24 protein-coding genes are annotated in these 24,820 nt (G+C 65.2%); 2 read left to right on the top strand and 22 right to left on the bottom strand.

Going from position 1 to position 24,820, the window contains the following annotated elements:
- The 4 genes from XI04_RS24070 to rimP form a co-directional block, all read right to left on the bottom strand.
- Positions 1–528: translation initiation factor IF-2 associated domain-containing protein (locus tag XI04_RS24070; RefSeq protein WP_271623786.1), on the bottom strand; the 528-nt coding region annotated here is incomplete at its 3' end.
- Between the two features lie 69 nt (positions 529–597).
- Complete coding sequence (locus XI04_RS24065) at positions 598–1,281, bottom strand: RNA-binding protein (protein WP_028139508.1); 684 nt, start codon at positions 1,279–1,281, stop codon at positions 598–600.
- Positions 1,282–1,304: 23 nt separating this feature from the next.
- Positions 1,305–2,915, bottom strand: a complete 1,611-nt coding sequence (gene nusA, locus XI04_RS24060; RefSeq protein WP_018319418.1) for a transcription termination factor NusA — start codon at positions 2,913–2,915, stop codon at positions 1,305–1,307.
- Positions 2,916–2,917: 2 nt separating this feature from the next.
- Complete coding sequence (rimP, locus tag XI04_RS24055; RefSeq protein WP_038949442.1) at positions 2,918–3,676, bottom strand: ribosome maturation factor RimP; 759 nt, start codon at positions 3,674–3,676, stop codon at positions 2,918–2,920.
- A 362-nt stretch (positions 3,677–4,038) separates the two neighbouring features.
- On the opposite strand from rimP, the gene XI04_RS24050 reads away from it, so the two are divergent.
- Positions 4,039–5,121, top strand: coding sequence for a DUF2336 domain-containing protein (locus XI04_RS24050; protein ID WP_271610260.1), 1,083 nt, complete (start codon positions 4,039–4,041; stop codon positions 5,119–5,121).
- Here XI04_RS24050 and trmB read toward each other — a convergent pair.
- The 16 genes from trmB to murJ all read right to left on the bottom strand — a co-directional run bounded on the left by trmB (position 5,118) and on the right by murJ (position 20,259).
- Positions 5,118–5,828, bottom strand: coding sequence for a tRNA (guanosine(46)-N7)-methyltransferase TrmB (trmB, locus tag XI04_RS24045; RefSeq protein WP_271610261.1), 711 nt, complete (start codon positions 5,826–5,828; stop codon positions 5,118–5,120). The two genes, XI04_RS24050 and trmB, sit on opposite strands and share 4 nt — an antisense overlap.
- Complete coding sequence (locus tag XI04_RS24040; RefSeq protein WP_097668280.1) at positions 5,825–6,982, bottom strand: M20 family metallopeptidase; 1,158 nt, start codon at positions 6,980–6,982, stop codon at positions 5,825–5,827. The genes trmB and XI04_RS24040 overlap by 4 nt, the downstream gene beginning before the upstream one ends.
- 85 nt (positions 6,983–7,067) lie before the next feature.
- Positions 7,068–7,481 (bottom strand): helix-turn-helix domain-containing protein, encoded by a 414-nt coding sequence (locus XI04_RS24035; RefSeq protein ID WP_028139513.1) that lies wholly within the window; start codon positions 7,479–7,481, stop codon positions 7,068–7,070.
- A 221-nt stretch (positions 7,482–7,702) separates the two neighbouring features.
- Positions 7,703–9,316 carry an apolipoprotein N-acyltransferase gene (gene lnt / locus XI04_RS24030; RefSeq protein WP_271610262.1) on the bottom strand — a complete coding sequence of 538 codons (1,614 nt, stop codon included), beginning with the start codon at positions 9,314–9,316 and terminating at the stop codon, positions 7,703–7,705.
- Positions 9,313–10,431, bottom strand: a complete 1,119-nt coding sequence (locus tag XI04_RS24025) for a hemolysin family protein (RefSeq protein WP_028139515.1) — start codon at positions 10,429–10,431, stop codon at positions 9,313–9,315. The genes lnt and XI04_RS24025 overlap by 4 nt, the downstream gene beginning before the upstream one ends.
- Before the next feature lies 1 nt (position 10,432).
- Complete coding sequence (ybeY, locus tag XI04_RS24020; RefSeq protein WP_212475302.1) at positions 10,433–10,942, bottom strand: rRNA maturation RNase YbeY; 510 nt, start codon at positions 10,940–10,942, stop codon at positions 10,433–10,435.
- A gap of 60 nt (positions 10,943–11,002) precedes the next feature.
- Positions 11,003–12,001: a PhoH family protein gene (locus XI04_RS24015; RefSeq protein WP_028139517.1), complete on the bottom strand. Its 999-nt coding sequence runs from the start codon at positions 11,999–12,001 to the stop codon at positions 11,003–11,005.
- Positions 12,002–12,065: 64 nt separating this feature from the next.
- On the bottom strand, positions 12,066–13,460 hold the full coding sequence (gene miaB / locus XI04_RS24010; RefSeq protein ID WP_271623785.1) for a tRNA (N6-isopentenyl adenosine(37)-C2)-methylthiotransferase MiaB: 1,395 nt from the start codon (positions 13,458–13,460) through the stop codon (positions 12,066–12,068).
- Between the two features lie 183 nt (positions 13,461–13,643).
- Positions 13,644–14,324 carry an HAD family hydrolase gene (locus XI04_RS24005; protein ID WP_095425328.1) on the bottom strand — a complete coding sequence of 227 codons (681 nt, stop codon included), beginning with the start codon at positions 14,322–14,324 and terminating at the stop codon, positions 13,644–13,646.
- Positions 14,325–14,328: 4 nt separating this feature from the next.
- Positions 14,329–14,784: a Fur family transcriptional regulator gene (locus XI04_RS24000; RefSeq protein WP_018319430.1), complete on the bottom strand. Its 456-nt coding sequence runs from the start codon at positions 14,782–14,784 to the stop codon at positions 14,329–14,331.
- 39 nt (positions 14,785–14,823) lie between these two features.
- Positions 14,824–15,309, bottom strand: a complete 486-nt coding sequence (gene rimI / locus XI04_RS23995) for a ribosomal protein S18-alanine N-acetyltransferase (protein ID WP_028139520.1) — start codon at positions 15,307–15,309, stop codon at positions 14,824–14,826.
- Positions 15,306–16,001, bottom strand: coding sequence for a tRNA (adenosine(37)-N6)-threonylcarbamoyltransferase complex dimerization subunit type 1 TsaB (gene tsaB / locus XI04_RS23990; protein ID WP_271610263.1), 696 nt, complete (start codon positions 15,999–16,001; stop codon positions 15,306–15,308). The genes rimI and tsaB overlap by 4 nt, the downstream gene beginning before the upstream one ends.
- Before the next feature lie 155 nt (positions 16,002–16,156).
- Complete coding sequence (locus tag XI04_RS23985; RefSeq protein WP_028139522.1) at positions 16,157–16,726, bottom strand: NifU family protein; 570 nt, start codon at positions 16,724–16,726, stop codon at positions 16,157–16,159.
- A 269-nt stretch (positions 16,727–16,995) separates the two neighbouring features.
- Positions 16,996–17,490, bottom strand: a complete 495-nt coding sequence (locus XI04_RS23980) for a universal stress protein (protein WP_028139523.1) — start codon at positions 17,488–17,490, stop codon at positions 16,996–16,998.
- A gap of 92 nt (positions 17,491–17,582) precedes the next feature.
- Entirely contained in the window at positions 17,583–18,635 is a 1,053-nt protein-coding gene (gene trpS, locus XI04_RS23975) for a tryptophan--tRNA ligase (RefSeq protein WP_018319435.1), read from the bottom strand.
- A gap of 91 nt (positions 18,636–18,726) precedes the next feature.
- Complete coding sequence (gene murJ, locus XI04_RS23970; protein WP_271610264.1) at positions 18,727–20,259, bottom strand: murein biosynthesis integral membrane protein MurJ; 1,533 nt, start codon at positions 20,257–20,259, stop codon at positions 18,727–18,729.
- A 125-nt stretch (positions 20,260–20,384) separates the two neighbouring features.
- On the opposite strand from murJ, the gene XI04_RS23965 reads away from it, so the two are divergent.
- Entirely contained in the window at positions 20,385–21,386 is a 1,002-nt protein-coding gene (locus XI04_RS23965) for an adenosine kinase (RefSeq protein WP_271623784.1), read from the top strand.
- A gap of 163 nt (positions 21,387–21,549) precedes the next feature.
- On the opposite strand, the gene XI04_RS23960 is transcribed toward XI04_RS23965, so the two are convergent.
- Positions 21,550–23,244: an AMP-binding protein gene (locus XI04_RS23960; protein WP_271610299.1), complete on the bottom strand. Its 1,695-nt coding sequence runs from the start codon at positions 23,242–23,244 to the stop codon at positions 21,550–21,552.
- A 119-nt stretch (positions 23,245–23,363) separates the two neighbouring features.
- On the bottom strand, positions 23,364–24,557 hold the full coding sequence (locus tag XI04_RS23955; protein ID WP_028139528.1) for a serine hydrolase domain-containing protein: 1,194 nt from the start codon (positions 24,555–24,557) through the stop codon (positions 23,364–23,366).
- Between the last annotated feature and the right edge of the window lie 263 nt (positions 24,558–24,820).

Below are 24,820 nucleotides of genomic sequence, written 5' to 3'. Positions count from 1 at the left end.
CTCGCCTTCGCCAAAACGCTTCTTGGCCTCGGTCTCTGCCTTGCGCTTGGCTTCGTCCTCGTGACGGTGACGCTCTTCCTCGGCCTTGCGGCGGGATTCGGCAGCTTCGCGCTCGACGCGTTCCGCGGCTTCGCGAACAGCGCGGCGCTGGGCCTCTTCCTCGGCCTGGCGGCGCTCTTCGACTTCGCGCACCTTGGCATCGGCCAGCGCGCTGGCGCGGGCGGAACGTTCGTCCTCGGTCAGCGTGCGCAGCACCACGCCGGATCCGGCGTTACGCGGCGGCGCGGGGCGCGACGGAGCGGGCGTCGGAGTTGGCGCGGCCGGCGCCGGCTTCGCGACGACCGTGGGGGCCTGCGGTTCGGCACTGCCGTCGATGCGGCGCTTGCCGCGCTTCTCGACCACGACCTGCTTGCTGCGGCCATGGCTGAAGCTCTGGCGGACAGTGCCCGTTTCGACGCGCGGCTTGAGCGATAGCGTCTTGCTCGGAACGCTCAGCTTCTTGTCGTCAGGGGTCTTGGTATCAACCATTCAGCAGTCCTAATCCTGATTTATCAGTGTTGTGCGTTGCCGCACCGTCCTATCGGGTCGTCGTATCTCTCAGAAATCCTGGCCGGGCTTTTCGGCAGTCTTGTCAGCGTCCGCCATCCGGTATCGGACCAGCATCTGGCTACGTGACAGGAATGACCTGCTCGCCGGGCCCGCGAGCAGGGCAGCATGTATCACATTTGACCGGGTCAGTGCCAAATCCAATTCTAACGATTTCAGCGCGGTGACGACGGGAATCTGCGGCTTGGCGCCGCGATTTCCGGCATTTTGACGCGCCAGCATGTCCAATTTGCGGATTCCGTCCGCGGCCCCGTCGCTGGCGTGGATCAGGACCCCGGCCGTGCCTTCCCGAAGGGCGCTTTCGACCTTGCCGAAGCCGGCCACGACCTGGCCCGCTTTGGCGGCGATCCCAAGGGCTTCCGTCACGCTCCGAACCAGGAGCGCCTCTATATCGGCAGGAAGCGTCTGAGGGATGCGCAGCTCGCGCTTGAAGGCCTTGCTAAATTGGTGACGCCGGACGGCTTCCGCAACCACCCCGCGGGAGGCGGCGAGCCACATGCCGCGTCCGGGCAGCTTGCGCTTGAGATCTGGAACTACGTCGCCTTGCGGCGAAATGACGAAGCGGATCAGCTCGTCGATCGGCCGGACCTGCCGACTGACCGCGCACATCCGCATGGTCGCGGACCTTTCGGTCCGCGGTCCATGGTCGAGTTCGGGGTCAGTATCGGTGAGCATCCGGGCGACATTCTCCTTTGCCCTTAAGCCGGCTGATCTTCGGTCGCCTCAGCCTCCTCAGCGGGCTTGGCCAGATCGGCCTCGGTGATCCAGCCGGCCTTGACGCGGGCCTGCATGATCATCGCCTCGGCATCGTCACGGGAGATGTCGATACCGTCGAGCGCGCCGGGGAACTTGGTCTGCTCGCCGCCTTCCTTGCGTTCGGTCCAGCCGACCAGATCGTCGGTGGCGCAGCCGGCGAGGTCGTCGACCGTCTTGATGTCGTTCTCGCCGAACTTCACCAGCATCTTGGAGGTGACGCCGGGGACGTCCTTGACGGCGTCCTCGACACCGAGCTCCTTGCGCCTGGCCTCGATCTCAGCTTCCTGCTGCTCGAGATATTCGCGGGCACGGCTCTGGAGCTCCTGCGCGGTCTCCTCGTCGAAGCCCTCGATGCCTGCGAGTTCCTTGAGGTCCACCATGGCGAGTTCTTCGACCGAGGTGAAGCCTTCGGACGCCAGCAGCTGGCCGACCACTTCGTCGACGTTGAGCGATTCCATGAAGACGCGGGTGGAGTTCTCGAAGTCGGCCTGGCGGCGCTCCGATTCCTCCTGCTCGGTCAGGATGTCGATGTCCCAACCGGTGAGCTGCGAGGCCAGACGCACGTTCTGGCCGCGGCGGCCGATCGCCAGCGAAAGCTGGTTGTTGGTGTCGGGCACGACGACCTCGATGCGCTCGCGGTCTTCGTCGATGACGACCTTGGACACTTCGGCCGGCGCCAGCGCGTTGACCACGAAGGTCGCGATGTCGGGCGACCACGGAATGATGTCGATCTTCTCGCCCTGCAATTCGTTCACCACGGCCTGCACGCGCGAGCCGCGCATACCGACGCAGGCGCCGACCGGATCGACCGAGGAATCGCGGGAAATCACGCCGATTTTCGCGCGCGAGCCCGGATCGCGGGCAACCGCCTTGATCTCGACGATGCCGTCATAAATCTCCGGCACTTCCTGCGCGAACAGCTTCGCCATGAACTGCGGATGGGTGCGGGAGAGGAAGATCTGCGGACCGCGGGTCTCGCGGCGGACGTCGAAGATGTAGGCGCGGACGCGGTCGCCGTTGCGGAAAACTTCGCGCGGCAGCATCTCGTCACGGCGGATGATGGCTTCGCCGCGGCCGAGATCGACGATCACGCTGCCATATTCGACGCGCTTGACGACGCCGTTGACGATGTCGCCGATGCGATCCTTGAACTCCTGATATTGCCGGTCGCGCTCGGCCTCGCGCACCTTCTGCACGATGACCTGCTTGGCCGATTGCGCGGCGATGCGGCCATATTCCAGCGGCGGCAGGGTGTCGGCGATGGTGTCGCCGACCTGGGCGCCGGGATTGGCGCGCTGCGCGTCCACCAGCGAGATCTGGTTGGAATGGTTTTCGACCTTCTCGACGACCAGCATGTGGCGCGACAGCCGCAGCTCGCCCTTCTTCGGGTCGATCTCGGCGTGAACGTCAGTCTCGCTGCCGTAACGTGCCCGCGCCGCCTTGGCGATGGCGTCCTCCATCGCCGCGATGACGATGCCGCGGTCGATCGATTTCTCGCGCGCAACGGCATCGGCGATCTGGAGCAACTCAAGTCGATTGGCGCTGACTGCCATGGCTAGTCTCCTTCGTCAGGCTCGATCTCGCCCCGTCGCGCGCGTTCGGCGGCCAGGCGATGCTTCTTCGTATTGGTCGGGGCCGGCTTCTTTTTTTGCGGCTTGGTGTTCTTGGTGATCTTCGCGCTGATCTCCGCGTGCGGTGCCGCCGGCGGCTCGATGCCGAGGTTCCGGCGCATCTGGCGCTCCTCGGCCTTGCCGCGGCGCATCGATTCCGCGATCAGATCGTCGGTCAGCACCAGCCGAGCTTCACCAATATCTTCCATCGTCAGGAGAACGTCGGGATTATCGCTCGCCTTGGCGTCGTCGCGACGCAGGTGCACGCGGTCGCCCTCGACGGCGCCGATCATGCCGCGGAACCGCTTGCGCCCCTCATGGGCAACCGCCATCTCGATCTTCACCAGATGGCCGGAATAGCGCTCGAAATCGGAACGGCGGACCAGCGGCCGGTCGATGCCCGGCGAGGAAATTTCCAGCCGGTAGGCGCGATCGATGGGATCGGCGACATCGAGCACCGGCGACAGCGCCCGCGAGATCGCCTCGCAGTCCTCGAGTTGCATCGAGCCGTCCGGCCGCTCCGCCATGATCTGCACGGTGCAGCCGGCTTCCCCGGAAATGCGGATCCGCACCAGGCGGTAACCCATGCCCTCGAGCACCGGCGCTGCGACCGCAGACACACGTGCCGCCACGCCCGGCTCGACCACGAGCCTCGGCTCGGCCAGCAACTCGGCATCCGTGGAACCAGTGTTCGGTTCGGTCATATCAGGGGTCAAGGCGCTCGATGGTTAAGGCTTGGTTACGATTTTCAAAGCCCGCTTCGGAACTTCCCGACAGCGCGTCGGGCCGCATCTTCCGCCAAGCCGCGTTCGGGTAATAAAAAAGAGCGGGTCCTTTCGGGCCCACTCTCACTACGCGGATCGTATGAGAAGATGAATTGGCGCTGATATAGCGCTTTCTGTCCTCCCGGACAAGGCCCATCGCGGGCCAGACGAGGCTTTTTGCGCCCGATTCGCGGCGCCCCGGGCCTAACGCTTCCTTCACCTCGGGGGGCTAAATTCCCTGATTGTGGGGCGGCTTGGACCAAGGGCGCGCCCGCGGCGTGCCCCCTACGAGTTGCGTTTTCATGACCGTTGCCACGTCGCTCATTCCCGGACTGGACGATATCGTCAAACGCGGTGATCCGCGGCGACGCGGCGAAATCGCGCGCGCCATCTCCGAGCTGTTCTTCCAGGATTCCGCCAATCTTCGGCCCGAGCTCATCGATCTCTTCGACAACCTCCTGATCGATCTCGTCCCGCATGCGGAGCTTGCCTCGCGCGTCGACCTCGCCGAGCGCTTCTCGCACCTGAACAACGCGCCGCCGCATCTGGTCAATCAACTCGCGCGCGAGAACGAGATCTTGGTGGCCGGCCCCGTGCTGCGCCGCTCGCCCGTGCTCGATGATGCCGCGCTGGTCGAGATTGCGCGGCTGAAGGGCCAGGGGCATTTGCTGGCGATGACGGAGCGCCCCGCTTTGTCTCCCGTCATCACCGACGTGCTGGTGGAGCGCGGCGACCGCGACGTGGTGCGCCGCGCCGCGGGCAATGCCGGTGCGGTGTTCTCGCCCGGCAGCTATTCCGAGCTGATCAGGCGTGCGGCGCAGGACGGCGTGCTGACGCTCAAGATCGGCCAGCGCCGTGATCTCTCGGGCGAGAACCTGAAACAGCTTCTCGACGGCACGCTCGACGTCATCCGCCGCCGGCTCTCCAGCGTGGTCAATCCCGCCCGCCAGGTCGAGATCAAGCGCGCGATGGTGGCCATCGAGGAGGCCGCGCTGCCGCCGGGACCACGGCGCGATTTCTCCGCGGCCCAGCGCACGGTGCTGGCGTTGCATCGCGAGGGCCATCTCGGCGAGAGCGCACTGCTCGGCTTCGCCAAGGCGAACAAATACGAGGAATCCATCGCCTCGCTTTCGGCGATGTCCGGCGTCCGCCTCTCGGTCCTCGACCGCCTGATCGCAGGCGACCGCTACGACCCGATCCTCATTCTCGGCCGCGTGCTGAATCTCGGCTGGCCCACGGTGCGCGCGCTCATCCTGCTCTGGTACGGTCCGCACCGCACGCCGGCCGATGCCGATATCGAGGCCGCGCGCGTCAACTTCATGCGCCTGATGCCGACGACCGCCGAGCGCGTCGTCAATTTCTGGCGCAACCGGCAGACGATCTAGAGTCGTCTGAATCGCAAATACGCCGCCTTCCGTCCTTCGCGCGCGGCCTTTCGGCCGTAGCGCGTCATGGTGTAGCCCGCCCACGGCTGTCTGAAGTCGTCGGCGCGTTCGGCAAGCCAGACGAAATCCTGCGAACGCGCAAGATGCGACAGCGTCCAGGCGCAGTAATCGTCGATGTCGCAGACGAAGCGGAATTCGCCGTTCGGCTTCAGCACGCGCGCCATCGCGGCGATGGTCCTGTCCTGGACGAAGCGCCGTTTCCAGTGCCGCCGCTTCGGCCAGGGATCGGGATGGATCAGGTCGATCCGCGACAGCGATGCCTTGGGCAGCCAGGCCAGCAGCTCGGCGGCATCGCCTGCAAACAGGCGGATGTTGCCGATGTTGGCGGCCTCGATCTGCGCGAGGATCTTGGCCATGCCGTTGACATAGGGCTCGCAGCCGATGAAGCCTGTCGTGGCGAAGCTTTGTGCCTCGGCCGTCAGATGCTCGCCGCCGCCGAAGCCGATCTCGAGCCGCACGTCTTCGGTCGTAGGGCCAAAGATCTCGCCTACATCCGCCGGCGTCTCACCGTCGATGTCGAGCGCCAGATGCGGCAGCAGTTGACCAATCAGCTCGGCCTGGTGCTGCCTGAGCTTGTGACCCTTGCGGCGCCCGAAGAACGCGCGCTCGCTGTCATCGCGATCGGGGTCTGATTTGCGCTCGCTCATCGCAGCGTCTGGTACAGGCGATGGAGCAGCCGCGCGCGCGGCGCGAGCGAGGAGACATAGAGCTGCTCATAATGAGTGTGCGCGCCCTTGCCGTCGACGCCGAGTCCGTCAAGCGTCGCGGTGTGGGCCGCGGTGAAATTGCCGTCCGAGCCGCCGCCGGTGTGGGTGTCGACCAGCTCGAAGCCGATCTCGCCGGCGAGCGTCTTCGCGTGTTCGTACAGCGAGGCGCCCGCGTTGCTCTTCTCGTAGGGCGGACGATTGAGCTCGCCGGTGACCGTGACGGTGACGCCGTCGGTCTTCGACGTCAGCCCAAGGATCTGGCCGACGAACTCCTCTGCGTCCTTGAGGCTCAGCACGCGCAGATCGACTTCGGCATAGGCCTCTTCCGGCGTGACGTTGGGGCGCGTGCCGCCACGCACCACGCCGACATTGACGCTGACGCCGCGTGTCAGGTCGTTCATCCCTTCCAGAGCGAGGATGACGTTACCGAGCTCGCGCACGGCGCTGCGGCCGTCTTCCGGCCGCGAGCCGGCATGCGCGGGCACGCCCTTGATGAATACCTTGAAGCGTCCGACGCCCTTGCGACCGGTGACGATCTTGCCGCCATCGCGCGCCGGCTCCGTCACCAGCACGTATTTGGCCTTGCGCCCTTCCGTCTCGATGAGTGCGCGCGAGGTGGGACTGCCGATCTCCTCGTCGGAGGTGAACAAATGCGTGATGCCGAGCGGCGAGCGATCGACTGTGGCACACAGTGCGCGAAACGCGTGATGGGCGATGTAGGCGCCGCCCTTCATGTCGTAGATGCCGGGACCGTACGCGACGTCGCCTTCGACCTTGAACGGCAGGCGCTCGATGAATCCCATGGGATGGACGGTGTCGAGGTGGCTCAGCACCAGGATGCCCGGCCGGTCCTGCCCCCAATTCGAGCGCGCCATGAGATGATCGCCGCAGCCATCGACGCCGGCGACGCGTTCGAGCGTGACAGGCAGATCGCGGTATTGCTCCGCGACCATTGAGATCAGCCTGTTGACTTGTTCGGGCGCTTCCGTCGGCGTCTCGACCTCCACCCAGCGGCGGATGCCATCGAGAATAGTTTGGGTATCGAACCAATTGGAGCTGGCCATGGACGCATCTGTGCCTTTGAATCGCATCATCGAAGCGGACGCGCATCAAAGCGCGGCCACGAATGACGACATAGGCCAGATTTGACGCGGTCTCAAATCGCCATTCTGATGGCGATCAGCGCTTGTCGGGACCTTCGCGAGCCGCAATCTGCTCGACGAGATCGACGATCGAGCGGCGCATCTTCGAATCGGTGATTCGCGTGAACGCCTTGGTCAGGGCAAGTCCTTCCGACGTCGCGAGAAAGTCCGACACATAGGAAGGCGAGGCGCCTTCTGCGAAGCCGTCCGGACCCGGCACGCCGCTCGGGCCGCCCTCGAACAGGAACGACACCGGCACCTGGAGGATTTCGGCGATCTGCTGGATACGGCTCGCGCCGACCCGGTTCGTACCCTTCTCGTATTTCTGGATCTGCTGGAAAGTCAGGCCCAAAGCTTCACCGAGCTTTTCCTGGCTCATGCCCAACATGATGCGGCGCATACGCACGCGACTGCCGACATATTTGTCAACAGGGTTGGGCGCTTTCGACATTTCCTCAGCCCTCCAAACACCACCTTCAGCGCAATCAACTGGAGTGCCTCAGGTGCAAGCATCGTCAAATCAGACCCTCTTATTGGGAAACATTGCGGAGAAATTTAGCAATGCCCACTGTCTTTTGCAGCCGGTGCAGAATGGGGAGCCCATGTGCAGTCTGTCAACCGTGGGACTACGGTTGTCAAAAGCTTCCGGCCGCCTCCGCGGCGACGGTGCGATCAGGTCTTCCGCTTGGTGACACGTCGGCGGACCGCCAGAATCACGGCCAGCGCGACGAGCATGGCAGCCGGCACATCGCCCACCCGCGCATAGACCGTCGGTGATATCGCGGCAGGCAGGCTTGCATCCAAAATGCCTTCGATGCCGAGACCGAGGCTGGCGACGGTGCGGCCCACCGGATCGATCACCGCGGAGATACCGGTATTGGCGGAGCGGACCAGCGGCAATCCGAGCTCGATCGCGCGCATGCGCGACTGCTCGAGATGCTGATAGGGGCCGGTCGAAATGCCGAACCAACCGTCATTGGTGAGGTTCACGATCCAGCCCGGACGTTCGTTGCGTCCAGCCACCTCGCCGGGAAAAATTGCCTCGTAACAGATCAGCGGTAGCGCGGGCGGCGCGCCGGGCACCTGCAGCGCATGCCGCACCGTGCCGGGAATGAAGCCGCCGCGCACACGCGTCAGTTGCTCGAAACCGAGCTTCTCCATCAGTGCCTGGTAGGGAAGAAATTCTCCGAACGGCACCAAATGCAACTTGTCGTACACTGCGAGCACGCTGCCATCGTGATCGATCACGTAGATCGAATTATAGGCACGCGTGATCGGCGTGCCCCGCGGCAGGTCGGGCGCGCGGACCGAACCCGTGATCAGCACCGTGCCCTTGGGCAGTAGATCGGCGATCTGCGCCATCGCATCGGCTTCGCGGGTCAGGAAGAACGGAAAGGCCGATTCCGGCCAGATCAGGATGGTGGCATCGCGCACGCCGGTCGATTGCGGGCCGGAGGCGCGGTCCGACAGCGCCAAATATTTTTTCATCACCTCCGACTTGGCGGCGTAATTGAATTTGGCGTCCTGCTGCAGGTTCGGTTGCATCAGGCGCAGCTTGGCGCCTGAGACCATCGTGGTTGGATGCAGCGACAGGCGGATCGCGCCGAAGATGCTCATGACAACCAGGAGCGCAATTGCGGCCGCCGGCACGCGCCACGCCAGGCGGCGATCGGGCGTGCGGTCGATCAGCGTCGCGGGGCTCGCGAAGATCGCAACCGTCAGGAACGTCATGCCCCACAGGCCGACCAGCGACGCCGTCTGCGCCAGCGGCAGCGGCTCGGACAGGGCATAGCCGAACGCGTTCCAGGGAAAGCCGGTCAGCAGGTGACCGCGCAGCCACTCGCTGATTGTGATGCTTGCCGCAAGCGCAAGCACGCGCGTGGCGTTCTTGGTCCAGAGCAGGCGTGCCAGCGCAAAGCCGATGGCCGTGAAGATGGACAGATAAGCAGGCAGGCCGAGCACGGCGAACGGCGTCAGCCAGGCGAATACATCGGCCTCGACGAAGAAGGCGTAGCCGATCCAGTAGAGGCCGGGGACGAAATAGCCGAGCCCGAACCAGTAGCCGGTCAGCGCCGCGGCGGGGACGCCGCCGTAGCGTCCGGCGCCGGCGCCGTCGATCAGCCAGACCAGTACCGGGAAGGTGATGAACAGCACCGGGAAGAGGTTGAACGGCGCCAGCGCCAGCACGGACAGCGCTCCGCACCCCATGGCGATGACGGCGCGCTTCCATCCCCAGGCGAGGATGATGGCAAGCGCAATCTGTCGAAGTCGCTGGAACGGACTCACTGTTGGCCGGTCCCGTCGCTTGGCGGCGGGGTGGGCGTGTCGTTGGCCGGCGATTGACCGCTGTCCGGCGTAGCCTCGCGGCGCCGGCTCTCGCGCTGAGTGCGCGGCGCGGGACGCTCCTTCCGCGTCGAGATGCGCAGCCGCTTGACGCGGCGCGGATCGGCATCGAGCACCTCGATCTCGTAATTGCCGGGACCCGAGATCACCTCGCCGCGCACCGGCAGGCGCCCGACGAAGCTGACGAGATAGCCGCCGAGCGTCTCCACTTCCTCACCGGCCTCGCCGGTGACGAAATCCTCACCGATCACCGAGCGGACGTCGTCGAGGCTGGCGCGGGCGTCGGCGATGAAGGCATTGTCGGGCAGGCGCACGATCGAGGGCGGCTCGTCGCTGTCGTGCTCGTCGTCGATCTCGCCGACGATCTGCTCGACGATGTCCTCGAGCGAAACCAGCCCGTCGCTGCCGCCATATTCGTCGACCACCAGCGCGAGGTGAATGCGCGTGGCCTGCATCTGCGCGAGCAGGTCGATCGCCCGCATCGACGGCGGCACATAGAGCAGCTTGCGGATGATGCGCGCTTCCTCGAGCGGCAGCGCCAGATCGACGGCGCGGAGGTCGAGCCCGGCCGGCAGCGGCTTCTTGCGCTTGGTCTTGGTGGCTTCCGACACGCGCGCACGCGCGGTCATGAACGCGAGCAGGTCGCGGATATGGACGATGCCGACGGGATCATCGAGCGTCTCGTTGTAGACCACGAGGCGCGAATGGCCGGCGCTCTCGAAGCGGTCCATCAACTCGCCGAGCGGGATGTCGCGCTTCACCGCGATGACGTCGGCGCGATGGACCATGACGTCGGCGATGCGGCGCTCGTGCAGACCGAGGATGTTGCGCAGCATGGTGCGCTCGACCGCCGAGAAGCCGGTGTCGTCGGGCGTCGTCGCGTCGAGCACGACCTGGAGGTCGTCGCGCACCGATCCCGCCTTCCAGCCGAACAGCGTGCGGATGGCGCGCAAGAGCCAGCCATCGGCGGTCGGGCGCATCACCTCGCCCTGAGTCACCACGGCCGGCAGATTGGCCGTGTGGCGCGGGTTGTCTTGAATCGGGTCGGAGTCCGGCATCTCAGTGTGTCCCTGCGCGGTCTGCATAGGGATCGGGAATTCCAAGGTGAGCCAGGATCTGCGTCTCCAGGGCCTCCATCTCCTCGGCGTCGCCGTCGTTCTCGTGGTCGTAGCCGATCAGATGCAGGAAGCCGTGCACGGCGAGATGGCTCAAATGGTGGTCGAACGGCTTGTGTTCCTCGTCCGCCTCGCGCCGCATGGTCTCGTAGGCGATCGCGATATCGCCGAGCATGCGCGGCGCATCGCCCGGCTTCCATTCGCCCTCCGGCTGGAGCGCGGGAAACGACAGCACGTTGGTCGGCTTGTCGATGCCGCGCCAGTTGCTGTTGAGGGCGCGGATGCCGGCATCATCGGTCAGCATCACCGCCACTTCCGCCTCGGCGACGTCTTCGTCGACACTCTCGGCGGCGGCCGCAACCGCGCGCTGGATCACGGCTTCGGAATCGGGCTCGCGCTGCCAGCAATCGGCGACGACGAGGACCTCGGTCATGGGAAGGTTGGGATGGGACATTGTGTTGTCTGGGACGAAAGGGCGCCGTGTCCGCGCCCTCTGGGTCCGGCTGTTGCCTCGTCAGGATTTGCCGGCGGCCGGCCGCTGCGGCGAGCCTTCGTAGGCGGCGACGATCCGCGCCACGAGTTCGTGGCGGATCACGTCCTCGGCTTTGAAATGAACCTGGGCGATGCCCTCGACGCCGCCCAGGAGGCGGGTCGCTTCGGCCAGGCCCGAGGTCTGGCCGTTCGGCAGGTCGATCTGCGAGGGATCGCCGGTCACGATCATGCGGCTGTTCTCGCCGAGGCGCGTCAAAAACATCTTCATCTGCATCGACGTGGTGTTCTGCGCCTCGTCCAGGATGATGGCGGCGTTGGTGAGGGTGCGGCCGCGCATGAAGGCGAGCGGCGCGATCTCGATCTCGCCGGTCTGGAGCGCGCGCTCGACGATGCGCGCATCCATGAGATCGTAGAGGGCGTCGTAGATCGGGCGAAGATAAGGATCGACCTTCTCGCGGAGATCGCCGGGCAGGAAGCCGAGCCGCTCGCCGGCTTCCACCGCCGGACGCGACAGGATGATCTTGTCGACCTCCTTGCGCTCGAACAGTTGCGCGGCATGCGCGACCGCGAGCCAGGTCTTGCCGGTGCCGGCCGGGCCGATGCCGAACACCAGCTCGTGGCGCTTCAGCGCGCGGATATAGGAGTCCTGCGCGGCGGTGCGTGCGCGCACCGGACGCTTGCGCAGATTGATGCTGTCGAAGGTCGCCGATTTGGCCGATTTGGCGTCGAACTCGAACAGTGAGCCCTGGGCGATGACCGCGCGAATCGCGCCCTCAACCTCGCCCTGGTCGAGATCCTGCCCCTTCACGGCCTGCGCGTAGAGCATCTCCAGCACGCGGCGTGCGGCGTCGCAGCCGTCGCGCGTGCCGCCGATCGTGATGTGGTTGCCCTTGGAATCGACGACGACGCCGAGCCGCCGCTCGATCTGCGCCAGATGCTGGCCGTAGGGGCCGACCAGCGCGGAAGCGGCGCGGTTGTCGTCGAAGTCGATGACGACCTGGGTCTCGGGCGGAACTTGCATGTCGCGGTCAAATTTGCGGCTGGGAGCGAGAGAAGACGAATCCGATGCGCTTTTTGGCAAGGGTTCAGGCTCCGATGGCTGGCGATAAAGCGGGCTCGCGCGCCCCACGCGGCGTCACGAGCTCACCGAGAAAGCTGTAGCGTTCGAGGCTGTCGATCCTGACAGGCAGGATTTGTCCGATGATGTCGGGCGAGGCCATCACGTGGGCGGGCTGCAGGAATGCGGTGCGGCCGACGATCTGGCCGTCCCTGCGGGCCGGACGCTCGAACAGCACGTCGACCGTTGAGCCAATCGCAGCCTTGTTGAAGGCCGATTGCTGGCTGTCGATCAGTTCCTGGAGCCGCTCCAATCGCTGGTCCATCTCGGCGGGGGACACCGTCTCCTGCATGTCCGCGGCCGGCGTTCCCGGCCGGGCGGAGTATTTGAACGAATAAGCCGCAGCGTAGCCGATTTGCGTGACAAGCGCGAGGGTGGCGAGAAAATCTTGCTCGCCCTCGCCGGGGAAGCCCACGATAAAATCTGATGAAAAAGCAATGTCTTGGCGCGCGGCGCGGAAACGGTCGATGACCCGCCGGTAATCATCGGCGGTATGTTTCCGGTTCATGGCGGCCAGAATGCGGTCCGAGCCCGACTGCACCGGCAGGTGCACGAACGGCATCAGGGCACCGAGATCGCGATGGGCTGCAATGAGGCTGTCGTCGACGTCGCGCGGGTGGCTGGTCGAATAGCGCAGCCGCGCGATGCCGGGAATTGTCGCCAGATGCTCGAGCAGCCTGCCGAGCGGCCAGGTTTTTCCGTCCGGTCCGTCGCCATGATAGGCGTTGACGTTCTGTCCGATCAGCGTCAGCTCGCGCACGCCGTTGTCGGCAAGCCGCTTCACGTCGTCGACGATCTTGGCGACAGGGCGCGAGACTTCCGAACCGCGCGTATAGGGTACGACGCAGAAGGTGCAGAACTTGTCGCAGCCTTCCTGCACCGTGACGAAAGCGGAAATGCCGCGCGCGCGGATCGCGTCGGGCTTGGGCTGAGCCAGGAAGCCGAACTTGTCCTGGGCGGGAAACTCGGTCTCGATCGCGCGGCCTTCATTGCCGGCGCGCTTCAGCAGCTCCGGCAGGTGATGATAGCTCTGCGGTCCCACCACGACGTCCACGACAGGCGCTCGGCCCACGATCTCCTCGCCCTCGGCCTGCGCGACGCAGCCCGCGACCGCGATTTGCATCGCGCGGCCCGCGCGCGCGGCCTCGTCCTTGGCGACGCGCAATCGGCCCAGCTCGGAATAGACCTTTTCGGAGGCCTTCTCGCGGATGTGGCAGGTGTTGAGGATGACGAGGTCGGCGTCATCAGCGCTGGCCGTCTCCACGAATCCTTCCGGAGCCAACGTGTCCACCATGCGCTGCGCATCGTAGACGTTCATCTGGCAGCCATATGATTTAATGTGCAGCTTGCGCGGCGGCGTCATGGAACCCGGAATTGTGGTGGAGAACGGCCCTCAGATATAGGTTGGAGGGACGAAAATCCAGCGAATGGAGCCTCCTGGGCCGTCATTCCGGGGGGCGATGCAGTCGTGCCCCGAAATCCGGAGGTTTTGGACGAGATTCCGGCTTCACGCGCTCTGCACGTGCCCCGGAATGACGGTCAAAGGCTACCTCACGGGGCGGGCCGGTTCGATCCGTCGGACCAGCTCCGGCAATTGCCGCATATCATCGAATGTCGATCCGGCGCCGGCGGCGCGCAGCCTTTCGGCGTGACCCGGCGGGCAGTGGCTGCCGCCGTGAAAGCCCAGCACGGTCATCCCGGCTGCGGACGCGCCTGTTACCCCGGGGACGCTGTCCTCGATCACGAGGCAGCGTTCCGGCGGGACTTTCATCTGCTTGGCCGCGAACAGAAACAGATCGGGCGCGGGCTTGCCGCGTGCGACCTGGCTCGCTGAGAAGATGTGCGGAGCGAGCAGGTCGTAGAGGCCGGCACAGGTCAGGCCGTGAGTGATCTTCTCCGGCGTGCCGCTCGATGCGACGCATTTGGGCAGATCGATTGCGCCGATCGCCGCAGCCACATGGGTGATCGGCTGCAGATCGCTGGCGTAGAATTGCAGCGTGGCCGCACTGATCTGCTGCTCCAGATCACCCGGGAGGCTGCGGCCGATTTCCTGTTCGACCATCCGCCGCGCGTCTTTCTCGGACACGCCGAGGAAGCGGACCAGCACCTGCTCCGAGGTGATCGGATAGCCGTGCCTCGTCAGCACATCCGCATGCGCGCGACAGGAGATCACCTCGCTGTCCACGAGCACACCGTCGCAGTCGAAGATGATGAGGTCTATCGGCACTAAATCAAGACGTCGGCTTGTCGTCGTCGAGCGGGACGCAATAGAGCTCGAGCCGGTGGTCGACCAGCCGATAGCCGAGCTTGCGGGCGATCTCCGCCTGCAGCTTCTCGATCTCCTCGGAGGTGAACTCGATCACCTTGCCGTCGCGCAGATTGATGAGGTGATCGTGATGGCTGTCACGCATCTGCTCGTAGCGCGCGCGGCCCTCGCGGAAATCATGGCGCTCGATGATGCCGGCATCCTCGAACAGCTTGACGGTGCGATACACGGTCGAGATCGAGATCTTGTCGTCGACGGCAACGCAGCGCCGGTACAGTTCCTCGACATCGGGATGATCGATCGCCTCCGCGAGCACGCGGGCGATGACACGGCGCTGCTCGGTCATGCGCATGCCGGTGGCGGCACAGCGCGCTTCGATGCCGGACGCCTTGGATGCGGAAGAAGGTTTCAGTGCGGTCATAGTTTGTCTGCCTGGCGGGGGCGCTTTCTGCCACCAATGTTACGACAAGTCACGTCGCATCAGAAGGGCGTTCAATTGTTCCCCGTTCGGCTGCTTATAGTAGCGTTCGCGGCGCCCGACCACCATGAATCCGGCACCATCGTAGAGCCGCCGCGCCGGCTGGTTATTTTCCTCAACTTCGAGAAATATTGTGCGCACGCCGCGCCCCGCGAGATGGCCGAGATGGGTCATCAGCAGCGTGCGGGAGAGGCCGCGGCCGCGATAGGCCCCGTCCACCGCGATCGAGAGGATTTCCGCTTCATCCGCCCCGATCCGCGATACCGCGAATCCGACGGTCCTGCGGCCGAGGCGCAGCCGATGCACGAGCGTGTTGCGCTCGCTGACCATGCTCTCGAATTCGCCCTCGCCCCAGCCGCGCGCGAAGGAGGCGCCGTGAAGCTGCGCCAGTTGCGCAGCGTCACGCACGGATGCGGGCTCGACGGCGGCGGTGCCGCCGCGCCACCATTCCGACAGCCATCTCATCATGGGGTCGGGACTTGTGCTGCAAATGGCGGCTGTGCCGCCGGCTTGGCGTCGGGCGCCTTCAGATAGAACGGCCGCGCCGGATTCGTCGTGGGATCGGCGGCGGCGCCTAGCCATGCGACCCAGCCGATATCGGGCGCGGGCTGCGCATCGACCGCAACCGGCTGCGGGACATCCTTCGGCCAGCGCTCGGCGAGGATATTGGCGGCATTGCCGACCAGATGCGGCGCGCCGAATTGCGAGGCTGCGATCGCCTCGTCGACGGGAGCGACGCTCGGCCGCACCAGCTGGCTGCCGTCGCCGGCGACGATCTGGAAATAGACATGGTCGTGCCGCGCGTCGATTGCGGAGATCACGGGTGCCGATTTGCTCTGGCCGACGATGGCGGCGGCATAGGCCGACAAGGTGGTCAGGCCGATCGCCGGCCGCTCAGCCGCAAGCGCAAGGCCGCGCGCCGCCGAAATGCCGACGCGCAGGCCGGTGAAGCTTCCGGGGCCGACGGTGACCGCGATGCGGTCGAGCGAGGTGAAGGCGAGATTGGCCGATTGCATGACGCGCGCGATCATCGGCATCAGGGCCTCGGCGTGGCCGCGCTTCATGAGAAGCTGCTCCTGCGCAACGAGCTCGGCCGTTTCGGTGTCGAGTACGGCGACGGAGCAGGCGTCGAGCGCGGTATCGATGGCGAGGATCAGCATGGTGTGATCATAGCATTGGCAATCGGATGATGCCTAAGGTTCTAGCCGTCGCGGCTGGGCTTGACCCGGCCATCCACGACTTTGCGGCTCCAAAAACGTGGATGCCCGGGACAAGCCCGGGCATGACGGAGTGAAATCAGCTCAGGCCGTGCAATTTACATCGGCCGGACTTCGACCACGTCAGGCACGAAGTGCTTGAGCAGGTTCTGGATGCCGTGCTGGAGCGTCGCGGTCGATGACGGGCAGCCGGAGCAGGCGCCCTTCATGTTGAGATAGACGATGCCGTCCTTGAAGCCGCGGAAGGTGATGTCGCCGCCGTCATTGGCGACGGCCGGCCGCACGCGGGTCTCGATCAGGTCCTTGATCATGTCGACCGTCTCGGCATCGGCCTCGTCGAAGAACTCGTCCTCGTCATCGAGATCGGCATCGTCTTGCGCCGCGCCGTCGGCGAGCAGTGGCGCGCCGGACATGTAGTGCTCCATGATGGCGCCGAGGATCGCGGGCTTGAGCTGCTGCCATTCACCGTTCGCCTTGGTCACGGTGATGAAGTCGGATCCGTAGAACACGCCGGTGACGCCGGGCACCTCGAACAGCTTTTCGGCCAGCGGCGAGCGGGTGGCGGCTTCGCGGCTCGCGAATTCCATCGGGCTGCCGTCGACCACGACGCGGCCCGGAATGAACTTCAGCGTGGCGGGATTGGGGGTGGCTTCGGTTTGAATGAACATGGTTTTCTCCAGACGTCGCCGGTTCAAGGCCGGCGCGTGCTCTCTCCACTAGCAGATGGCGACGGAGAACGCACGATCAAGGGGAGAAGAGGGCGTTTCGTTGTTATATCAGCAGGTTAGGGTGCTCGCTCCTCCCTCTCCCCGCTTGCGGGGAGAGGGTCGGGGTGAGGGGGCGTCTCCCTGGCAGCGAGAATTGGATTCGTGGAGACTCCCCTCACCCGGCGCTTCGCGCCGACCTCTCCCCGCAAGCGGGGCGAGGTGAAGGCGACCTACGACAGTGAATCCACGCTTTGGTCGCTCAGCGCGCCGGAAATGATGGTCACGGGAATCGGGAAGGTTCCGACCGCGTGGGCCAGCAGCGCAACCAGGGGACCCGGCCCCTCCGCACCGGGATTGGCGGCGAGCACCAGCATGCCGATGTCGGGGTCTTCGTCGATCACGGCGAGCAGCTGCTCCATCGGCACACCCTCGCGGATCACCCGCTCCGGGGTGATCGCGGCGATGCCATTGGCGCGGCCGGCGGCACGGTCGAGCGCGGCCTCCGCCGCTTCCTGCGCCTCCGCGCGCATGATGTCGGCGACCCCCAGCCATTCCTGGCTCTGCTGTTCGGGTTCGATGATGCGCAGCATCACCACACCGCCGCCGGCACGGATCGCCCAGCGGCTGGCATAGTAGACCGCGCGATCCCATTCGGCGGTGTCGTCGACGACGACGAGGCATTTGGGCTTGTGACCCGGCTCGAAGCAAAGTCGCTTGCTGGTCATGCATGTCCCGGCATGTGCACGGCCGGCATGCTGCCACACTCCCGCAAGGTTGGGGAGAGGAGATGCGGTCGGCGCGCTGACGCCGACCGTCTCTATCGCCGGCGGATGAAGCCGACGATGTCCTTGGAGAGCTTCATCGTCTCGTCGGCGATCGCCCGGGCCCGGTCGGAACCTTCGTTCAGGATCGAATCGATATGGCCGGGGTCGGCGACGAGGCGCTTCATCTCGCCGGCGATCGGCGCCAGCTTGGTGACGCACAGCTCCGCCAGCGCGTTCTTGAAGCTGGAGAACTGGCCCCCGCCGAACTCGCGCAGCACGTCCGCCTTGGGCCGGCCGGACAGCGCGGCGAAGATGCCGACGAGGTTATCGGCCTCGGGACGGGCTTCCAGGCCCTTCTCCTCTGACGGCAGCGGCTCCGGATCGGTCTTCGCCTTGCGGATCTTCTGCGCGATGGTGTCGGCATCGTCAGTCAAATTGATGCGCGAATTGTCCGACGCATCGGATTTCGACATCTTCTTGGTGCCGTCGCGCAGGCTCATCACCCGCGTCGCGGGGCCCGTGATCAGGGGTTCCGGCAGCGGGAAGAACAGGCCGTCATTGGCGCCGAGGTTGCGGATCGAGTCACCAAAGTCGTTGTTGAACTTCTGCGCGATGTCACGCGAGAGCTCGAGATGCTGCTTCTGGTCCTCGCCGACCGGCACATGGGTGGCGCGGTAAAGCAGGATGTCGGCGGCCATCAGCACGGGATAGTCGAACAGACCCACCGAGGCGTTCTCGCGGTCCTTGCCGGCCTTCTCCTTGAACTGGGTCATGCGGCCGAGCCAGCCCATGCGCGCGACGCAGTTGAAGATCCAGGCGAGCTCGGCATGGCCGGAGACCTGGCTCTGGTTGAACACGATGTGCTTCTTGGGATCGATGCCGCTCGCGATGAACGCGGCAGTCACCTCGCGGGTGTTGCGCGCGAGCTCGGCCGGTCCGCCCCAGACGTCCACGCCTTGCGTGATCGCGTGCATGTCGACGACGCAATAGATGCAGTTGTGGGTTTCCTGCATCTTCACGAAGTTGACGATGGCGCCGAGGTAATTGCCGAGATGCAGATTGCCCGTCGGCTGGACGCCCGAAAAGACCCGTTCAACGAATGGCATGGTAAGCCTTCCCATAGGTATTCGGCCGTCGTTTCCAACAGCGGCGCTGCCCCGTCAAGAGCAATTCGATGATCTCGCGCACCGGGCCGGGCTAGGCGGGTCGCTTCAAGGCGGCTACCGCCTCGCGCCAGGAAGCGGCACCGAGGATTTGCAGCAGCAAGCCGTAAACGGCGATCCCGGCCGCGATCTGCACGCCCAGCACGATGAATTTGATGAAGCCGTGCGCCTCGGCGGGCACGAGGCCGGTGGTCAGCCAGAGCAGGGCGCCCATCGCGGCTGCGGCAAGCACGATCCGCGGCAGCCGTTTTCGCGCGGCAGAATCGACCGAGAAGCCGAATTCGCTGGTGCCTTTCCGAAGCAGCGAGAGCGCACTGCTCCAGGCGCCGGCCGCGGTGCTCGCCGCGATCCCGCTTGCGCCAAAGAGATGGCCGAGCAGCACGGCGAGCACGACCGCCACCACAAAGCCTTTGGCCGTCGCCAGCAGCGGCGTCATCGTGTCGTTGCGGGCATAGAAGGCCGGCGACAGCGCCTTGATCAGCACGTGCGCGGGCAGGCCAAGCGCCAGCCACGTCAAGGCATGCGCGGTCGCCGCGCTGTCACCGGCACCGAAGGCGCCATGCTCGAACAACAGCCGCACGATCGGCTCGGCCAGCACGATCAGGCCGAGCGTGGCGGGGAGCGCCAGCCCGGTCGCAAGCTCGAGCGCGCGCGATTGCGCATGCGCCACCGCATCACGGTCGCCGTCACTCACCGCGCGCGTCAGCTCCGGCACCAGCACGGTGCCCATGGCGACGCCGACGATGCCGAGCGGCAGCTCGATCAGGCGATTTGCGAAATAGAGCCAGGACACCGCGGACGGCGTCGCGGATGCGATGATCGCGCCGGCCACCATCAGCCATTGCGGTCCCGAGCTTGCGATCATGCCGGGGATCGCCTTGGCGAAGAAGCTGCGCATCTCCTTGTCGAAACTGACGCGCAGAGGCGTGGCGAGGCGCGCACTTCGCTGCGACAGCAGCATCAGGAGTTGCAGCAGGCCGGCGATGCCGACCGTGGCCGCCAGCAGCCACGCGGCGAAGCCGGCGTCAGCGTGCCAGACCAGCAGCAAAGCGGTCGCAGCGATCAGCGCGATGTTGAACAGCAGCGGCGAGAATGCCGTGAGCGCAAAGCGCCCTTGCGCATTCAGCAGCCCCATCAGCACGGTGACGGGCCCGGCGAAGGCGAGATAAGGCAGCATCAGCCGCGCGTTCTGGACGGCGAGATCGAGCGTGCCGGTACCGAGAAAACCGGGCGCGATGACCGTCATGATCAGCGGCATCAACAGGGCAATCGCGAGCGAGATCGCGATCAGGGCCGCACTGACCGTGCCCAGGACGCGCCCCGCGAACGCTGCCGCAGCGTCCGCGCCATCGCGGTCACGGATGCGCAGCCAGGCCGGGACCAGCGCCGCGTTCAGCGCGCCCTCGCTGAGCAGCCTGCGCACCACATTGACCAGCTGGAAGGCGGCCAGGAATGCGTCCGCCACGGCGCCCGTGCCGAGCAGCGCCGCGATCAGGGAATCGCGGGCAAACCCCAGCAGCCGCGAGGCCAGTGTTCCCGTCGAGACGGTCAGGAAGGAGCGGATCATCGGCTCTTTATCATACCGTTGCTTGCCCGCGCAGGCCCGGTCGTGATAGGCCGCGAGCCAGATTTCAGGCCGACAGGAAGCGGATTTTCGCAGGGATCGCAATCCGCCAAACAGGATCAAGGTGAATGGCTGACGTGAAATATGACGTTCTCGGCATCGGCAACGCGTTGTTCGACGTGCTGGTCAGGACTGACGAGGCCTTTTTGGCCAAGCACGGCATGACCAAGGGCAGCATGTCCCTGATCGACGAGGCACGGGCGGCCGCCATCTACAAGGACATGGGGCCGGCCACGGAAGTCTCGGGCGGCTCGGCCGCCAACACCATTGTCGGCATCGGCAGCTTAGGGGCACGTGCGGCCTATGTCGGCAAGGTCAAGGACGACCAGATCGGCAAGCTCTACGTCCACGATATCCGCTCAGCCGGCGTCGCCTTCAACACGCCGGCCGCGCAGGACGGCCCCGCCACCGGCTGCTCCTACATCCTGGTCACGGATGATGGCGAGCGCACCATGAACACCTATCTCGGTGCCGCGCAGGATCTTTCGCCCGCCGACATCGACCCGGCCGAGATCGCCGCCGCCGGCATCGTCTATCTCGAAGGCTATCTCTGGGATCCCAAGAATGCCAAGGACGCCTTCGTCAAGGCGGCCAAGATCGCCCATGATGCCAAGCGCAAGGTGGCGCTGACGCTGTCGGATTCCTTCTGCGTCGACCGCTATCGCGACGAGTTTCTCTCGCTCATGCGCAACGGCACGGTCGACATCGTCTTCGCCAACGAGTCCGAGCTGCATTCGCTCTACATGACCTCGGATTTCGACACAGCGCTGAAGCAGCTGCGCAACGACGTCAATCTCGGCGTGGTCACCCGCAGCGAGAAGGGCTGCGTGGTGGTGACACCGACCGACGCTGTCGCAGCTCCGGCCTCACCGGTCAGGAAACTGGTGGACACCACCGGCGCCGGCGATCTCTTTGCGGCGGGCTTCCTCTACGGCCTTTCGCGTAACCTCGCGCACAAGCAGTGCGGCGAGCTCGGTGCGCTCGCGGCCGCCGAAGTGATCCAGCACATCGGCGCGCGTCCGCTTGTGTCGCTAAAGGAGCTGGCCCAGCAGCGCGGGCTGACGGTTTAGAAAAGTCGCGCACCAGCCTCGCTGTCATCGCCCGGGTCGATGTTTAGACCGGGCGATCCAGTATTCCAGAGGCGTTTGTGATTGAATCGAGAAGCCGCAGTGTACTGGATTCCCCGCTTTCGCGGGGAATGACAACCGTCCTGCGGAAAGGGTACTCAGTCTCTCACGCCGTCTTCGCCGCCTTCAATCCCAGCCGCTGCTCCACGGCATCGCGCATCACGAATTTTTGGATCTTGCCCGTCACGGTCATCGGGAATTCGTCGACGAACTCGACGTAGCGCGGGATCTTGTTGTGGGCGATCTGGCCGTCGCAGAAGGCACGGACCTCCTCGGCCGTCAGCGTTTCGCCCGGCCTGACGCGGATCCAGGCGCAGAGCTCCTCGCCGTAGCGGGTGTCGGCGACGCCGAAGATCTGCACGTCCTGGATCTTGGGGTGACGGTACAGAAACTCCTCGATCTCGCGCGGGTAGAGGTTCTCGCCGCCGCGGATCACCAGATCCTTGATGCGGCCGACGATGTTGCAATAACCGGCGGCGTCGATGGTGGCGAGGTCGCCGGTGTGCATCCAGCCATTGGCGTCGAGCACGTCGGACGTCTTTTCCTTCTCCTCCCAATAGCCCAGCATGACGCTGTAGCCGCGGGTGCAGAGCTCGCCGCGTTCGCCGCGCTTGACGATCCTGCCTTCGAGATCGACGACCTTCACCTCGACATGCGGGTGGATGCGGCCGACGGTGGAGACGCGGCGCTCGAGCGGATCGTCGGTCGCGCTCTGGAAGCTCACTGGGCTGGTCTCGGTCATGCCATAGGCGATGGTGACCTCGCGCATGTTCATCTCGGTGTTGACGCGCTTCATCACCTCGATCGGGCAGGGCGCGCCCGCCATGATGCCGGTGCGCAGTGATTTCAAATTGAAATTCTTGAACTCGGAATGATCGAGCTCCGCGATGAACATGGTCGGCACGCCATATAGCGCGGTGCATTTCTCCTGCTCGACCGCACGCAGCGTCGCGAGCGGATCAAAACCCTCGCCCGGGTAGACCATGGTGGTGCCGAGCGTGACCGAGGCAAGGTTGCCCATGACCATGCCGAAGCAATGATAGAGCGGCACCGGAATGCAGATGCGGTCATGTTCGGTCAGGCGCATCGCGCGTCCCGTGAAATAGCCGTTGTTGAGGATGTTGTGGTGGGTCAGCGTCACGCCCTTCGGCGATCCCGTGGTGCCGCTGGTGAACTGGATGTTGACGGGGTCGTCGAACTGAAGCGCAGCACCGAGCGCGGCAAGTTGCTCGCGATGCTCTGCTCTGCCCATGCGCGCAACGTCCTCGAAAGGGATGGTGCCTGAAGCCGCCGGGCCGCCGATCTGGATCACCATCCGCAAGGCCGGCAATCGCGCCGCCTGCAGCTGTCCGGGCCTCGTGCCCGCCAGCTCCGGTAGCAGCGTGTTGAGCATCTCCATGTAATTGCTGGTCTTGAACGCGGTTGCGGTGACGATTGCCGCGCAGCCGACCTTCTTCAGCGCGAATTCCAGCTCGCTGAGCCGGTAGGCCGGATTGATCGTCACCAGGATCAGGCCGGCTTTGGCGGCGGCGAACTGGGTCAGCGTCCATTCCGGCCGGTTCAGCGACCAGATGCCGATCCGCTCCCCGCGTTCGAGCCCGAGCGCGAGAAGGCCGGCGGCGAGCGCATCGACCTGCTCGGCGAATTCTTTCCAGGTCCATCTGACACCGTGGCTGGGCGAGACCAGCGCCTCGCGATCGCCCCAGCGCCGCACCGCGTGGTCGAGGCTGCGGCCAATGGTGTCGCCGAGCAGCGGCGTGTCCGAGATGCCGCAAACGTAGCTGTCCGCTTTGTCCGCCAGATCGCTCGCCAAGTTCGTCTCCTCGAAGTTGATGCCTCGTGCCTGAAGCCGATGGCCTTGGGCACGAGGTTATCGATTGCGGCGAAGGCGCGCGACGCCGCGCACCTCATACTAAGTGGCTAGGCCGCCTTCTGCCCGCTCCCCGCATCGAGCCCGGCATAGATGCCACGCTCGAAGCCCGCGAACGCCTCCAGGCACTTGGCGTCGACGAACGGCAACACCTGCATCAGGATGACGCCGGAAACATCGCGTGCCGGGTCGATCCAGAAATAGGTGTTGGCAAGACCGGCCCAGGCGAGGCTGCCGGCGCTGCGGCCTTCTGGCGTCTTGGCGGTGTTGATCAGGAAGGAGAGCCCCCACTTCTTCACGATGTCGGGGAAGAGATCGACGTCGTTGGTGTACATGGGCGCCACTGTCGTCATCTTGCCAATCGTGAGATCGCCGATGTGGTTCTGGCCCATCAGCGCGACCGTCTCGGGCTTCAGCACCTGGTTGCCGTTGCCGCGGCCCTTGTTGAGGATCATCCGGGTGAACTTGATGTAGTCGCCGGCCGTGCTGTAGAGGCCGCCGCCGCCCATGTGGAATTCCGGATTCTGCTCGATCTCGAACGGAATCGGCGCCAGCGATCCATCCTCGCCGCGTGCGTGCGTGGCGACCAGGCGCTGGCGCATGTCGTCGGTGATCTTGAAGGCGGTGTCGTTCATGCCGAGCGGTGTGAACATGTGATCACGCAAGTAAGCATCGAGACGCTTGCCGCTCACGGCTTCCACCGCCTTGCCGACGAAGTCGATGTTGATGCCATATTCCCAGCGCGTGCCGGGATCGGACATGATCGGCGTCTTCAGCGCAACGTTCTGGCAGGAGAAGATGTTCGGCGTTCCGGTCTTCTCCAGATATTGCGCGCAATCGCCGTTCCAAACGTTGTAGGCAAACCCGGCAGTGTGGGTCATGAGATGGCGCAGCGTGATCGCGCCCTTCGCCGGTCGCAGTTTTGGTTCGCCATTGGCATCAAAACCTTCGAGCACTTGCGGCGCGGCGAGATCGGGCAACACTTCACCGATCGGCGCATCCAGCGACAGCTTGCCCTGCTCGACCAGCTGCATCGCGCCCGCCGACGTCACCGCCTTCGTCATCGAGGCGATCCAGAACACGCTGTCCGCTGTCATCGCGTCGGGCTTGGACAGGTCGCGCTTGCCGAACGCGCCCTGATACAGCACGTCGTTACCGCTGGCGGCGATGGCGACGACCCCGGGAATCTCCTGGGCGTCGCTCTTCTGACGCAGAATCTCGTCGATCTCAGCTTTGCTTTGCATGGCGTTTCCTCGAGTTTGATTATTGTTGGCAGTGATCGATTGTCCTCCCGCAGGCTCCGCGCGGCAAGCGCGTCCAGATGCCTGCGGCGGTCGCGATGTCGTGACTTGACGGTCCGTGCCACACACAGGACGACAGGCGGGCCGAACGGCAACACTCCGTCACAATCTGCGGTGGATGGCCGCATCTCGCCGTGACCGTGAATGGGCGCTGGCGATATGATTCCTGTGTTTGAAGCACTTGAAACATTTTGTGCGTTGCGGCG

This window comes from Bradyrhizobium sp. CCBAU 11430 (genome assembly GCF_028128855.1).
Classification (GTDB): Bacteria; Pseudomonadota; Alphaproteobacteria; order Rhizobiales; family Xanthobacteraceae; genus Bradyrhizobium; species Bradyrhizobium ottawaense.
This window is presented reverse-complemented; position numbering and strand designations above follow the sequence as displayed.

Excerpts from the sequence above, each read along its gene's own strand:
- XI04_RS24000 (WP_018319430.1), bottom strand. The coding sequence starts at position 14,784 with ATGACCGCACTGAAACCTTCTTCCGCATCCAAGGCGTCCGGCATCGAA.
- XI04_RS24025 (WP_028139515.1), bottom strand. The coding sequence starts at position 10,431 with ATGCCGGACTCCGACCCGATTCAAGACAACCCGCGCCACACGGCCAAT.
- rimP (WP_038949442.1), bottom strand. The coding sequence starts at position 3,676 with ATGACCGAACCGAACACTGGTTCCACGGATGCCGAGTTGCTGGCCGAG.
- tsaB (WP_271610263.1), bottom strand. The coding sequence starts at position 16,001 with ATGCTGATCCTCGCCATCGATACCGCGCTCGACGCCTGCTCCGTCGCC.
- murJ (WP_271610264.1), bottom strand. The coding sequence starts at position 20,259 with ATGATCCGCTCCTTCCTGACCGTCTCGACGGGAACACTGGCCTCGCGG.
- miaB (WP_271623785.1), bottom strand. The coding sequence starts at position 13,460 with ATGACGCCGCCGCGCAAGCTGCACATTAAATCATATGGCTGCCAGATG.
- XI04_RS23980 (WP_028139523.1), bottom strand. The coding sequence starts at position 17,490 with ATGACCAGCAAGCGACTTTGCTTCGAGCCGGGTCACAAGCCCAAATGC.
- XI04_RS24040 (WP_097668280.1), bottom strand. The coding sequence starts at position 6,982 with ATGATGCGATTCAAAGGCACAGATGCGTCCATGGCCAGCTCCAATTGG.
- nusA (WP_018319418.1), bottom strand. The coding sequence starts at position 2,915 with ATGGCAGTCAGCGCCAATCGACTTGAGTTGCTCCAGATCGCCGATGCC.
- XI04_RS24065 (WP_028139508.1), bottom strand. The coding sequence starts at position 1,281 with ATGCTCACCGATACTGACCCCGAACTCGACCATGGACCGCGGACCGAA.
- ybeY (WP_212475302.1), bottom strand. The coding sequence starts at position 10,942 with ATGTCCCATCCCAACCTTCCCATGACCGAGGTCCTCGTCGTCGCCGAT.
- trmB (WP_271610261.1), bottom strand. The coding sequence starts at position 5,828 with ATGAGCGAGCGCAAATCAGACCCCGATCGCGATGACAGCGAGCGCGCG.
- XI04_RS24035 (WP_028139513.1), bottom strand. The coding sequence starts at position 7,481 with ATGTCGAAAGCGCCCAACCCTGTTGACAAATATGTCGGCAGTCGCGTG.
- trpS (WP_018319435.1), bottom strand. The coding sequence starts at position 18,635 with ATGCCATTCGTTGAACGGGTCTTTTCGGGCGTCCAGCCGACGGGCAAT.
- XI04_RS23985 (WP_028139522.1), bottom strand. The coding sequence starts at position 16,726 with ATGTTCATTCAAACCGAAGCCACCCCCAATCCCGCCACGCTGAAGTTC.
- XI04_RS23955 (WP_028139528.1), bottom strand. The coding sequence starts at position 24,557 with ATGCAAAGCAAAGCTGAGATCGACGAGATTCTGCGTCAGAAGAGCGAC.
- XI04_RS24015 (WP_028139517.1), bottom strand. The coding sequence starts at position 12,001 with ATGCAAGTTCCGCCCGAGACCCAGGTCGTCATCGACTTCGACGACAAC.
- XI04_RS23965 (WP_271623784.1), top strand. The coding sequence starts at position 20,385 with ATGGCTGACGTGAAATATGACGTTCTCGGCATCGGCAACGCGTTGTTC.
- XI04_RS24050 (WP_271610260.1), top strand. The coding sequence starts at position 4,039 with ATGACCGTTGCCACGTCGCTCATTCCCGGACTGGACGATATCGTCAAA.
- rimI (WP_028139520.1), bottom strand. The coding sequence starts at position 15,309 with ATGATGAGATGGCTGTCGGAATGGTGGCGCGGCGGCACCGCCGCCGTC.